Genomic DNA, 12,795 nt, shown 5'->3' with positions numbered 1-12,795 from the left:
AGCTACCAGACAGCACAGTAAGCCCCGCAGATCATCAGCTGCCGAGAGTCCCCATACACGTCATGCACCGGCTCGTCGCCGCAGCTGCGCGTTCCCCCAGTGGCAACGGCTGGGCTGCCTTCGCTGATACGGTCCCAATCTCCGGGGGACGGATCGAGAATCCAACCCCACTTCGGGGGCCGCACCTCGTCTTCTGTCATGTGATCGCAGGCGCCTGGAACGTGCGCCTTACCACCCTGTTTGATCAAGATAGGGTTGCCGGGGAACCGCCGCCACTCCTGCCGAACACGCCCTGTCTCCGGGTACGCCTTGGGCACGCTGCCATCAGGAGGGCAGGCGCACCCCATGCCGATGTCGCATCGCTCGCAGCGCACCTCTTTCATGTGAACAACTCTCCCATCTGAGAGTGCACAGCTCACGCGCAACGGCAGGGCCTCGGTGTCCTTGCAGGGACACCGAGGAATCAACCCCGTTACGGGTCTTCATCGGCGCATACCGCGATTCGACTGGGTTGGATGGCAAATCGGCTGGCTTCACTGACAACGGACTGCTGGATTACCGCCTCGGGACGACTGTTGTCCCGTCTCGAATGATCTGGCTTCCGCCTCAAGTGGTCTGGCCCGATTCGATTGTGGTATCAGGTGACCTGGTCCGCTGTCCGTCCGAAAAGGACCATGCTGTGCAGTACGTGTTGGCCGAGATCGGGAAGTTGTACCGGCTGACCACCCTGGACCTTGGCCACAACAGCCTCACGTCCGTCCATCCAGGCCATGCCCGAAGCCGTCGCCGCTCACAGCAAACACGCCCCCGGCAGCCGCACCTTCGACGGTTACCGCAAGAAGCGAATCCCGTGGGACCAGAACCCCACCCGCACCCTCGCCCTCGCCCTCGCCGGATGAGCGACACCATCAGCGGGCACAGCTCATCGCACGGTGCGCGCAGGCCCCCCAGGGGCTGTCGCCGATCACCTGGTGATCACGGACTCACCATTCGTGAGGGAAGTCGTCAAGTGTGTGGAGCGTTCCTTTCATTACGGTTTTATTGCCCCAATGAAAGGGTCCCACGTGCGTAATGTCCCGGGCGATAATGGCGTTGCCGCTTTTCGCCACCACTCGCTCTTGCTCGGGTAGCAGCAGGTTGAGTGCGCCCACCGAGAGAAATTGCAGGGCGTCGATGCTCCACAGGATGGGGATCGCGTCCCAGCCGGAAGGCGTGGTGACAGCAAGTCCGATCTGGGTGGCCAGTGAACCAGCGACGTAGAGTGACAGCAGGGGTATCAGGGTGGTCAATCCGATGAAGGCGGTCAAGCACACGGCGAAAAATGCCAGTATGCGCATAAGCCTCTCTACCCACCCGCGCCGACCGCCCTGAAGCCACCAGCGCACCATTTGCTTGGGGTTCCCCCAGACTGCCTTGGTCACCGCCACGGACAGAGCGATGAGTGGGGCTGCTAGCGCCTTGGTTCCAAGGGTGACCACAGCAGCGCACACCAATAGCGCCAATCCTCGCTGACTACCTGAAGGCGGCAGCACGAAGCTGTCCGACCACAGGGAGGCGGTCCACAGTCCGAACGCCGTCACTGCTGTGACGGCCAACCACCTAAGCAGATGGGCCTGACCTCGCATGATGCGCGCGTGCAGCGACTTGTGGCGTTCGAGTTCCCGCGCCAGTTCGCGTGCCCGACTTGCTGCCTGGGCGAACTGAGCTTCCTCCTCCGGAGACGGCCCTTGGCCTGTCCCTCGGTTCAACGCCAGCTCGTCAGCACGGGGGTTCTTGGCCACCAGGATTTGACCGACGGCTGTGGTCACGCTGAGGGTGGGGGTCTGGTCCGGGACCTGTTCGGGTATGCGACGGGTGATATATGCGAACAAGTCTTCCACGGTGATGTACCCGTCCTTGTCCAGGTCCGCCTCGCCACTGCGAAGTCCCGCCACGATCGCCGACGTGAACACTGATGGCTGGTTCCTGAGCCGACTCGACCTCTCCGTCTCGTAGCTGTATTGCAAGGCGGTCGAGGAGGTGATCACGATCCGTCCCTTGCCCTGGAACTCCGCGCTCAGGTCCACCTGGGTCTCGCCGCGCGCCCGCATGTCGCGGGCGAAGGCGCCGCTGTAGCAGCAGTCGAGCAGCAGGACGATGCGCTGGCTCCTACTACGCTCCATGCAGTCGGCGAGGAAGTCGGCGCTGGCTGAGGTGGCCTCCAGTTCGTCGAACTCCGTGTCCCGGGCGACGAAGTGCAGACGGTTGCCGGTGTCCTTGCGCCCGTGACAGGACAGGTGAACTAGCAGCACGTCGTCCATGCCCGCGTCCCGGAAAAACCGCTGGAGCTCCTTGCGCCAGGTGCGGGCTGTCTCGTCGACCACCACGGTCACTTCGAACCCGCCGATGGCCGGGTCCTTCAAGGCGTCCGTGAGATGCCGCGCGTCAGCGGCGGCACCTGGGAGCTTGCTGAAGCGCTCATCGTCGTGCTTCTGGTTCGCCAGGACCAGTGCCCGCCTAGCCATCGGCGGAGTCTCGCATCGCGTGCGCGATGAAGGCTTCGATAGCCGCCTTCTGATCCGCGCGGCCGGTATGCGTCACGCGGAGCACGTGGTCACCGTGCTTGATCTCGATGGTTCCGCTGTTCCTGCGCGCCAGCCAGTCCTGAGACAGTGCGATCAGTGCTCTGAGCACGGGCGCACCAGCCAGACCCAGCAGCAACGAGGTGTACAGGACGGGCTCACCGGCCCGCGTGCCCTGCGGTGCCTGCTCGGCAGGCGGATGCTCCAGGGACAGGACATCAAGATCGCGGATCTCCTCGATCAGATACGTCATGTCCCGGTCGGCAACCTCGGGACCCTCAGGATCGTTCAACGCCAACCGCACGTTCATGGGCGAATGATTCATACTCTCCCCCAGAAGACACCACAAAAGGCTGAGCATGCCACAAATGCCCTGCTGGGACGTGCAATTGGGAAAACCGACGATATGGAGCCCAGTGCGCTGATGACCCGTTGTTCCCCGAGGCCGGACTGGAAGCAGTACAAACTCACCGATCGCTCCACCCTGGTGATCGACAAGAAGACGACCGTCGCGGACGACGCGCTCAGCAACGAACGCTAGGAGGCACCGGCTCTCCCTCGGGGTTGTTAGCGCTGACCTGCCTCCCTGAGTACCGGGTCGGCGCTCAGGCAGCACGTCCTTGCGGAACGGTCCGTACCCTGGCGCTCGGTCACACGGCCTGTTGGACCCTGCCGCTCGGCCAGAGCATTCCGTGCGGGGTGCGGACGGCGATCCACTCGCCCTTCGCGGGCAGGCCGACGATTTCGACCGGCTGGGGCTCCTTGATGTCGAAGGGAGGGTGGCCCTTGCGGAACTGTTTGCTGTGGAAATCCAGCGGCATCTTGATCCTTTTCTCCTCGCAGGAGAGGACCAGGAATTCCTCGGCGGGCGGCGTCGCGGTATGGGGGTGAGGCAGGATGACCGGGGGGGCTGTTGGGCGTTCGATCACTGCTTTCATCAGCATCGGGGTGACCGGGAGCGTAGGGAGCTGTAGAAGTGCCGAAATACGTCGTGAGATCCAGACTTTTCTGACAGTCCACGGGCAGACGGCAAGCGTCAGAAGCGCGAACACGATCACGCCGAGTGCGGCCAGACCGCTGGCAGTGCCGTGCAAAGCGGTGATGACGAGCCGAGCGATCGAGAGCCCTTCGCCACAGATCGTCAGCAGACAAGCCGTGATGCACCCTCCTACGCGGGTGATCGACCGGAAGACGGGATCCCGGGACCTGAGTACGGCGCGGGTGGCCGCGTGCTGGGTGGGCCACCGCGCCTTGGGCCAGCCTCCCAGCGCCCTCGTCTCTTCGAAGTCCTTCAGTTGGCCCGCCGTCCAGAGCAGGGTCCCTCCATCGCCGGGCAGGGTGAACAGCACGTCACCGTCCGGTGTCGTGGTGCTGGTCAATGTCGACGGGCGCCAGCTACCCATCACGGAGTCGCGGGCCAACCATGCCGGACGCTCCTCCCCTCGCCCCGCGTCGATCAGATCGTCCCGGTGGACGCTGAAAATACCCAGGGAGTCGCGCAGTCGGATATGGAGCACGCCCGAGAAATGGCTCTCCGCGCGGGGGTGAACCCGGAGCCCGTGCGGAGTGGTGAGGACCGGGCGCAGATCCAGGGCAGCTTCGGCGCCCACGGAATCCGCCATCCGACGCCGGAGCGCCGTCCGCTCCGGTTCGGCCATCGGCCTGCGGGCCATGGGCACATGGCCCAACCGGTCGTCCGCCCTCATCAGCGGCTGCTGCCCGGTGCCATCGAGGCACTCGTACACATAGTCGTACAGCGCTGCGACAGTGACGAACCCGTTCGCGGCCACCGCCCCGCACCCCAGGCCGCGAACGAAGTGCGCGGTGTAGGGGCTCGGTTCACCCCGTGCGGTCGCGTCTGCGGACGGCTGGCCCGGCCCGCAGCTGGTCATGACGTATCGCCCTCGGCCGGCAAACTTGTCGGCCGGCACGCCCCCTCCCTTCACGGCCGCTGTTCCGCTGAAGCAGCAATCCAGGACGATGACGATGGTCCGGGCCCCGCATCCTTCGACGAGGTCGTTGATGTCCGAGTGTCGTACCGCGGTCCCCCGCAGGTTGGCGGTCCGGGTGTTGTGGGCGCACAGGTACAGCAGGCCGTTTGCCTGGTGAGTCAGGCCGTGACCGCTGTAGTACAGCAGGAGCTGGTCATGCCGGGTGGCCTGTTCGAAGAAGGCCGTCATCGCTTCCAGGATCTGTTCTGAAGTGCCGTCCAGTACCTCCGTCACCTCCCACGGCAATCCCGTTACGGTGTCCTTCAGCGCGTCACGCAGGTGCGGTAGGTCGACCGCCGGGCCGTGCAGCCGCGAGAGCTCGGTGTCGCGCGGGAACTCGCCGTTGCCGATCAGGAGGGCCCGGTATCTACGGGCGGGCTCATTCACGCGGGTTGTCATCCGCCGGGTCTGCGTCCGCCGGTTCCAGCGCCCCTTCGGCGTTGCCGAAGGTTCCCGCCTCGGCCCCGGTTGCCGCCCGCAAGCCGTTCTCGACCGCTGCGCGCATGGTCGGGTTGTCGACCGTCCTGCCAGTGAGTGTGAACTCGTTCTGGACGCCGTCCACGGTCCACCTCAGGTGGACCGCACGGTCACGGTCGCGCTTCAGCCATACGGTGATCGCCGCAACGGCCCCGGTGACCACCGCCGGGCCGACGGCGATGGCAACCTCTGTCAGACCCATGCCCTTGCTACCCGGCTCGGCGGCCGAGTGCTGGTATGTCACTTCGGTCTCGCTCGCGAGTCCTCGGTACAGTTCCCGAGCCTGAGGCAGCCATCGATCATCGTCTGGATCGAACCGGCCGTTTCCAGCAGTAACGGTGACTTTCATCTGCCGCACCTTCATACCCCCCCGGCCTCTGAATGTGGCCATGCATGTCCCCGGCTCAATGTATCGATGGACGACCCTCGCCACCTTCGGATTCGCTCCGTGTGCTTCCGCGCGCCCCTCGTGAAGCGACGCGCTCCGCCTCATCGACCCCGGCCTGCGTGAGCAGCTGGAGGCGCTGCCCGCCTCTGCCGCACTGATCGGCATCAGCACCACGGAACGGCGATCGCCATTGGCGTCGACAACGCGTCCCCCATTCTGGTCTGCACCGGCAGCGGCACCGGCGGCGGCAGCACGACCATCCTGCGCACCGTCATCGCCCAGTTCCTGCACCAGGGCGCCCACGCCCTGCTCCTCGACGCCACGCGGATCTCCCACCTGTGGGCGAAGGACCTGCCGACCGTGACCCACCGCGGCAACGTTGCCGGCATCCACGACGCCCTGGTCGGCGTCGCTACCGGGCTAACCGACCTCGACGACGACCGCCTCGACGACGTGCCGCGCCTGATGGTCGTCTTCGACCAGGCCGACGACACCGGCGCTACCTCGCTGGCTACTGGGAGACCTTCCGGCAGGAGGGAGTCCCGAAGAAATCCCCGGCCATCACCGCGCTCGCGTCGGGAGCCACGTCCCCACTGGGCCTGACCAGCTCGTCCCCGCGGCGCGGGCGGATCGGCGGTGCAGGACGGCCACATTCCAGCGCTCCAGCGTGTCGGCCTGCGGGGTGTCCCAGAGTTCGTCGTCGTAGGAGATGCGCAGGTGCAGCTCGGAGGGGTCGCCGGGGAGCGAAGAGGGGTCGATCACTGCGGCAGCGTAACGAGGCTCGCGCGCGCTCGTGGACGACAGAGCCCCCGGATTCCAGGCTGTGGTATCCGGGGGCTCGGAGTCGTGGAGAGGTGTGGAGGGCGGGTCAGCTCTCGGTGGAGTCGTCGGTGGGACTGTCCGTGCGGCTGCGGCGTGCCAGGAGGAGAACGGCTCCGCCTGCTGCGATTGGCACGGCCGCGCCGCCGATCAGCCACGGTGGCGTCGGCTCCGGTGTGGGCGAGGGAGCCCGTCGGCGCCTTCGGCGTGGAGTCCCCGACCGGGGTCGCGGCCACGGGCGAGGAGTCGGGATCCGGTGTGTCGCTGCCCGAGGCGGAGGGCGTGGCCCCTCCCGTACCGCTGCTCGGCTTGCCCGGACTGGACGGGAAGTCGGTGGGCTTGTGCGTCGGCTTGTCTGAGGGGTCGGGCTTCGGGCCGGTGGCTGTCTTGGCGTTGGTGACGGTCACGGTCACCGGGGCGCCGGGGCCCGCAGTGAACGTCTTCGTCGGCTTGTTGAGGTCGTAGCCGGCGGGGGCCTTGATTTCCTTGACCCAGAACTGAGTCCTGCGGCTCGACACGGGCAGTTCTCCGGAGGCCGTGCCCTTGGCGCCCGTGGTCAGGGTGAGCAGCGTCGAGGTGCCGGTGCCGATGTTCACGGTCGCGCCGGGCAGGAGCTTGCCAGTCTTATCGTCTTTGGCCTGCAGGAGGACCTTGGCGGCCTTGAACGGGTCGGTGATCGTCAGCCGGGTGGCGGTGCCAGGGGTGACGATGACGTCCTGGTCGGCGACGACCTCGTGTAGCAGGCTGCCGGAGGCCGTCTGCTTGAGCCGGTAGACGCCCGGCGCGAGGTCGGGGAAGGTCAGCTTTCCTTGGGCACCGGTCTTCCCGCGTCCGTTTTCCTGGCCGGTGGAGTCGAGCAGTAGGAACACGGCGCCGGGCAGGGGATCTCCGGCCGCATCCTTCGCAGTCATCTCGACGCTGCCCGCGTCCGGGGCCGGTGTCTCGGCAGAGGCGGCCGAGGCCGAGGGGGTCGGTTCGGAGGGCTCGGCGCTCGCGGTCGGCGCCCAGGTCAGGGTGCCGGCCGCCATGACCGTGACAGCAGCAGCGGATCGGACTAAACGTGCATGCACGAGAAAGAGGACTCCTTGGGACAGGGGACGGGGAAGGTCATCGGCTGCGGCCAGAGTCCGGGGCGGGAGGTGTCGGGGGGACGGGTGTGCTGCCGTGCTGTTGCTTGCCTGTCGGGGTGGCGACGTACACGGCGCGGCGGGTCTGGACGGGGATGTCTTGGACGGTGCGCTGCAGCGGTTCGGTGGAGATGAGCGAGGCGGTGAAGGCCGCGACGAGCGTGGTGGGCGTACCGAACGAGAAACGCGCCGTCCAGTGCGGCTCGCTGGGGTACCCACCCCAAGCCCGCCAGGCCAGCTCGCTGGAACCGCCGGTGGCGTAGCGGTGGCGTACACCGCCGAGTCCCTCCGGGGTGAGGAAGGTCTGGGTGCCGTCGGTCTTGACGGCGTGGCTCCAGCCGCGGGTGAGTAGCGGCGCGTACGCCTCGTACGGTGCCGTCTCGTCTTGGAACAGCCGGTCCCGGTCGCTGCACTTGTCTTCGAGATAGAGGTCGAACAGCTACTAGGACTCCCGAGACCGTCGAGGTCGACTTCATCACCCCGCTCCACCTCGCCGGCAGCGGTTACCCCCGCCTGGATCACACCGTTCCCCTCCACCGTGCCTGCGGATGGAGCCACCGCCTGGAGCCCGACCCCGACGACCAGTGGTGGACCTGCACCACGTCGCCGAGCCGGACCGGCCCGCCTGGTACGCCAGCTTCGGCGCCCGCACGCCCGTCGAACTGATCGCCGCCTTCACCGACGCCCTCACCGGCCCGGCCCCAGCCGCTGACGCGCCTTGCGACCCGCACGGAGGGCTCCGGCAGGCCGGCTGGTCACCATACGGCGACAACGGCCTTGCTTCCCCCGACAAGACGGCGTACGTCGAGCGGTTGGGAACACCGGCTGATCCGGAAGCCTGGTTCGTCGCGGTCACCCTCGGCATGCACCAGAACGTCTGGCAGGCCCGCTTCGGTGCGCACACTCCGCCACACCTTGTCGCCGCGTTCACCGCCGCGCTCGGCGATCCGAAGCCCGTGTACCGCACCGACAGCGGGCGCAGTCTGCCGACCCTTGACCCGAACGTCGTCATCCGCCGGGCGACCGACGTGCTCGTCGTGTACGTCGCCGGCGCGCTGGAAGACCGCGTTCACTCCCTCGCTGCCCGGCACACCACCACGCCGACGGCCTCGATCCCCTCACGGCCAGCGCCGCCCAGACACGGCCGCAGCCGCTAACCCTCCCTCCCCGCCCGGAAGCACATAGCCCTTGCCCCCTTCCTCCCCCAGCAGCAACACGGACGGATACGACCTCGTCCTGCGCCTCCTCCTCGGCGTGCTCGCCGTCGTCGTCCCCCTGTCCCACCTGGCCTGGCTGTCCGGCAACATCACCGCCTACCTCACCGGCACCAGCTGGGCCCCCTACCAGCCGACCAACGCCCTGCTCCGCCCCGAGCAGGTCTGGCCCGACGCAGGAGAAACGTCCCTGCTGATCGGTGCCCGCATCGTCCCGGTTCTCCTGCTCCTCGCTCTCGGGGCAGGGGCGGGCGTCCTGTGGGCCCGGCACAAGAACCGAAGCGGCGGCCGGAAGAAGATCACCGACATGGCCAAGGCCCGGGACATCGAGCCGCTGATGGCCAAGGCGATCACCGACAAAGCCCGTTCCCTGCGTCCCAGCCTGAAGGACAGCAAGCACATCGACGCGAAGGACACCGGCATCCTTCTCGGCAACCTGCAGGGCAGCCACCACGAGGTACGGATGGGGTTCGAGGACGTCGCCGTCGCGATCATGGCGCCCCGGTCCGGCAAGACCACCTCGCTCGCCATCCCGTCCATGCTCGGCGCACCCGGCCCGGTCCTGCTGACGTCGAACAAGGCCGCTGGCGACGCCTTCACCACCGCCTACGAGGCAAGAGCCCGGGTGGGGGCGGTGTGGACCATGGATCCACAGCAGATCGCGCATGCCGCCCGCGAGATGTGGTGGAACCCTCTCGCCAGCGCGACCACCTTGGACGGGGCGAACCGTCTGGCCGGACACTTCCTCGCGGCCTCGGTGGACGCCTCCCAGCAGGGCGACTTCTGGTCGAAGGCCGGCAGCAACATCTTGTCCCAGCTGCTCTTGGCCGCAGCGCTCGACGAGCGGCCCATCACCGACATCATGCTGTGGCTCGCCTTCCCCGCCGACCGCACTCCGCTGGACATCCTGCGCGACCACGACTTCGCCGCCGTCGCCGCTCAGCTCAAGGGCACCGTCGAAGGCCCCCCGGAAACGAGGGACGGCATCTACGAGACAGCCCGGCAGTACGCCTCCGCGCTCCTGAACGCGGAAATCGCCGCATGGGTGACGCCGCAGAAGGACGTCCCGGAATTCCGGCCGGAGCAGTTCGTCACGTCCACCGACACGCTGTTCCTACTCAGCAAGGATGGCGGCGGCGGAGCCTCGGCGCTGATCGCCGCGTGCGCGGACTCGGTGATGCGGGCCGCGACCGCGCAGGCCGAACGTGCTGGCGGGCGCCTGGATCCGCCCATGCTGGCGATCCTCGACGAGGCCGCCAACGTGTGCAAGATCAGCGACTTGCCGGACCTGTACTCCCACCTCGGCAGCCGCGGGATCATCCCGATCACGATCCTGCAGTCCTACCGCCAGGGCCAGAAGGTCTGGGGAGACGCGGGCATGGACGCCATGTGGTCCGCCTCGACTGTCAAGGTGATCGGCAGCGGTATCGACGACCCAGACTTCGCGGACAAGCTCAGCCGCCTGATCGGTGACCACGACGTGGAGACCACGTCCACTTCGCACTCAGAGTCCGGAAAGAGCACGTCGGTGTCGATGCGGCAGGAGCGGATCCTGCCCGCCGACGCGATCCGCGCCCTGCCCAAGGGAACCGCGATCTGCTTCGCCACCGGCATGCGCGCCGCCATGCTCGACCTCCGACCGTGGTACCGGGAGCCCGGCGCGGAGGAACTGACCGCGGCGTCCGCCCGCGCGTCGCAGGCAATCACCGCCCGCGCCGTGGCGAAGCACGCTCCGACACTGTCCGACTTCGGGCTGGCCACGTGATACTCGACCTCTTCGCGGGGCCGGGCGGCTGGAGCAGGGCACTGCACGTCCTCGGCGTGCGCGACGTCGGGCTGGAATGGGATCAGTGGGCGTGCAAGACCCGCGCTGCGGCGGGGCAGTTGACCATCCGGATTGACGTGGCGATGTATCCGACCTGGCCGTTCATCGGCCGCACGCGCGGCGTGATCGCCTCGCCGCCGTGTCAGGCGTGGAGCGTGGCCGGCAAGCGCCTCGGCCTGGTCGACCAGCCGCTGGTGCACGCGGCGGTCGAGGACCTAACCGCCGGGCGCGACACCCGCGAACGCCTCCTCGCCGGATGCCGTGACGAGCGCTCCCTGCTCGCCGCCGAGCCGATGCGCTATCTGTACGCGCTGAACACGGTCGGCGAGCCCGACTGGGGCGCCATGGAGGAAGTACCGGACGTGCTGCCCTTGTGGAAGCAGTACGCGGCCGTCCTGCGTGGGTGGGGGTTCTCCGTCTGGTACGGGATCCTCAACGCGGCCGACTTCGGCGTCCTGCAGACCAGGAAGCGGGCGATACTCCTGGCCTCCCGCGTCCGTACGGCGCAGCCGCCCACGCCCACACACGCTCAACTCGCCGAGCCGGATTCGCTGTTCGGTCCGGGCCGTTCCCGCTGGGTCAGCATGGCCGAAGCCCTGGGATGGGGCGCGACCGACCGGCCCGTCCCCACCGTCTGCGCAGGCGGCGGGCCCGGCGGCGGCCCTGAACCGTTCCCGTCGGGCTCCCGCAAGACGCTGTCCGACGCCCGGGAGCGCGGCACCTGGATGCCCCGGCCGGACGGGGTGGTCCTCAAGTCCCGCCGCGAAGGCGCGGGATGGGCGGCCCGGCATGGCACCCGCGAAAACCATGCCGCCGACGCTCCGGCGCCCACGTTCTCCGCCGAGGCCCACCGCTGGTCCTGGTCCCCACGCAGCAACAACCAGGCCAACGCCACCGTCCGTCCGCTGTCCGAGCCGGCGGGAACGCTGTTCTTCGGGCACCGCGCGAACGAGTGCACCTGGGTCGCTGAACCCGCCACACCTACGGCCACGGACACCGACGCGCCGGCCGTTCCCGAGCCGATCCGGATCACCGCCCGCGAGGCGGGCCTCCTGCAGACCTTCCCCGCCGACTACCCCTGAGCCGGCAACAAGGGCCAGCAGTTCTCCCAGATCGGCAACGCCGTTCCCCCGCTGCTCGCCGGCCAACTCCTCGCCCCGCACCTCGGCGTCACCCTCGACCCCGACGACTTCACCCTCGCCGCCTGATGCCCCACGCCCCCGAATCCGACGAAGACGACCTCGACGCCATCGCACCGCCCCAGCCGGTGTTCCACGTCGAGCAGGCCCTCCTAGGGGCCCTCCTCCTCGAACCGCACCGCCTGGACGACGTGAGCGGCATCGCCGCCGACTCGTTCTCCAGCGCCGCGCACTCCGCCTTGTACGCCGCGATCAGCACCGTGCCGCGGCCCGACCCCGCCGAGCACGCGAAGAACACCAAGTGGCTCGACCGCGTGCTCGACGCGGGCCGGGAGCGGGCGCGCGGGCTGACCGCCTCCTACCTGCACGCCCTCGTCCAGGTCTGCCCCTGGCCCAGCCACGCCCCCGCCTACGCCCGGATGGTTGAGGCGGAGCACGCCCGCCGCCGCCTGCTGACGGCCGCCGAACGCCTCGTCCACACCGTCCATGACGTCTGCCTCCCGCACCCCGTCCAGACGGTGCTCGCCGAGGCCGATGCGCTCGCCGCGGTCGTGGACGACATCGCGAACCGCTTCCCCCCGCGCTCCGGCGTCCTCCCCCGCACTCCGGCACCGCCCCCCGCCCTCGCCCCCGACCACACCGAGGCGGTCGAGGAGGAGCAACTACTACTCGCCACCGCCACCGCCCGCCCTGGCGACATCGACTCCGTCCGGTGGCTGATCCCCGACGACCTCACCCTGCCGCTGCACGCCGGCCTGTGGCAGTGCCTGACCACCCTCGCCCGCCGCAGCGAGGCCGTCGATCCCGTCACCGTCCTGTGGGAAGCCCAACAGCGCGGCCTGCTGGACGACGGCAGTGAACCAGGCGAGGTCCTCCGCATGCTGGCCGAACCGGCCGGATCCCTCGAGCACTGGGGCGAACGCGCCCTGCAGCGTTCCCTCCTGGCCATGGCCGAGCACACCGGCCGGCGCATCGAGGCGTACGCCGGCGACCCGGCGAACACCCCCTTCCAGCTCGTCGTCGGCGCCCGCCGCGCCCTCGCCGACATCGCCGCCGTCCGCACCCGCTGGCAGCACGCCACCGCACCTCTACGTTGCCCGCCTCCACGTCGGCGACCGGCGCCCGCCACCCGCGCCGGCCCGCCGACCACCACGGCCGCACACACCGCCGGGTCCACACGAGCAACCCGATAACCCTCCGCGTACACCGGTGGCCGGACCCCAAGGCCCGGCCACCGGAGAGACGAGACCCCCA

Annotated in this window: 10 protein-coding genes and 2 pseudogenes; 5 read left to right on the top strand and 7 right to left on the bottom strand. The window is 68.5% G+C overall.

The window, feature by feature from the left end; all coding sequences use genetic code 11:
- Positions 1-770 precede the first annotated feature (770 nt).
- Positions 771-899, top strand: a complete 129-nt coding sequence (locus tag ABZ192_RS29475; protein ID WP_356927517.1) for a hypothetical protein — start codon at positions 771-773, stop codon at positions 897-899.
- An 84-nt stretch (positions 900-983) separates the two neighbouring features.
- Here ABZ192_RS29475 and ABZ192_RS29470 read toward each other — a convergent pair whose 3' ends face one another.
- The 7 genes and pseudogenes from ABZ192_RS29470 to ABZ192_RS29440 form a co-directional block, all read right to left on the bottom strand.
- Positions 984-2,504: a caspase family protein gene (locus tag ABZ192_RS29470; protein WP_356927516.1), complete on the bottom strand. Its 1,521-nt coding sequence runs from the start codon at positions 2,502-2,504 to the stop codon at positions 984-986.
- Entirely contained in the window at positions 2,497-2,871 is a 375-nt protein-coding gene (locus ABZ192_RS29465) for a hypothetical protein (RefSeq protein WP_356927515.1), read from the bottom strand. The genes ABZ192_RS29470 and ABZ192_RS29465 overlap by 8 nt, the downstream gene beginning before the upstream one ends.
- A gap of 340 nt (positions 2,872-3,211) precedes the next feature.
- A complete protein-coding gene (locus ABZ192_RS29460) occupies positions 3,212-4,939 on the bottom strand; it encodes a caspase family protein (protein ID WP_356927514.1) in 1,728 nt (575 codons plus the stop codon).
- A complete protein-coding gene (locus ABZ192_RS29455; protein ID WP_356927513.1) occupies positions 4,932-5,378 on the bottom strand; it encodes a hypothetical protein in 447 nt (148 codons plus the stop codon). Before ABZ192_RS29455 ends, ABZ192_RS29460 begins: the two co-directional genes overlap by 8 nt.
- A 600-nt stretch (positions 5,379-5,978) precedes the next feature.
- Positions 5,979-6,179 carry a hypothetical protein gene (locus ABZ192_RS29450; protein WP_356927512.1) on the bottom strand — a complete coding sequence of 67 codons (201 nt, stop codon included), beginning with the start codon at positions 6,177-6,179 and terminating at the stop codon, positions 5,979-5,981.
- A gap of 106 nt (positions 6,180-6,285) precedes the next feature.
- A pseudogene (locus tag ABZ192_RS29445) lies at positions 6,286-7,306 on the bottom strand (SpaA isopeptide-forming pilin-related protein).
- 37 nt (positions 7,307-7,343) lie between these two features.
- Entirely contained in the window at positions 7,344-7,757 is a 414-nt protein-coding gene (locus ABZ192_RS29440; RefSeq protein WP_356927578.1) for a DUF317 domain-containing protein, read from the bottom strand.
- A gap of 193 nt (positions 7,758-7,950) precedes the next feature.
- On the opposite strand from ABZ192_RS29440, the gene ABZ192_RS29435 reads away from it, so the two are divergent.
- The 4 genes and pseudogenes from ABZ192_RS29435 (at position 7,951) to ABZ192_RS29420 (ending at position 12,734) form a co-directional block, all read left to right on the top strand.
- Positions 7,951-8,520, top strand: coding sequence for a DUF317 domain-containing protein (locus ABZ192_RS29435; RefSeq protein WP_356927511.1), 570 nt, complete (start codon positions 7,951-7,953; stop codon positions 8,518-8,520).
- Positions 8,521-8,551: 31 nt separating this feature from the next.
- Positions 8,552-10,342 (top strand): TraM recognition domain-containing protein, encoded by a 1,791-nt coding sequence (locus tag ABZ192_RS29430; protein ID WP_356927510.1) that lies wholly within the window; start codon positions 8,552-8,554, stop codon positions 10,340-10,342.
- A pseudogene (locus tag ABZ192_RS29425) lies at positions 10,339-11,610 on the top strand (DNA cytosine methyltransferase). The gene ABZ192_RS29430 and the pseudogene ABZ192_RS29425 overlap by 4 nt, the downstream one beginning before the upstream one ends.
- Positions 11,610-12,734 (top strand): DnaB-like helicase N-terminal domain-containing protein, encoded by a 1,125-nt coding sequence (locus tag ABZ192_RS29420; RefSeq protein ID WP_356927509.1) that lies wholly within the window; start codon positions 11,610-11,612, stop codon positions 12,732-12,734. The pseudogene ABZ192_RS29425 and the gene ABZ192_RS29420 overlap by 1 nt, the downstream one beginning before the upstream one ends.
- The last annotated feature ends 61 nt before the right edge of the window (positions 12,735-12,795 follow it).

The sequence above is a fragment of the Streptomyces sp. NPDC006235 genome (assembly GCF_040613735.1).
Taxonomy (GTDB): Bacteria; Actinomycetota; Actinomycetes; order Streptomycetales; family Streptomycetaceae; genus Streptomyces.
This window is presented reverse-complemented; position numbering and strand designations above follow the sequence as displayed.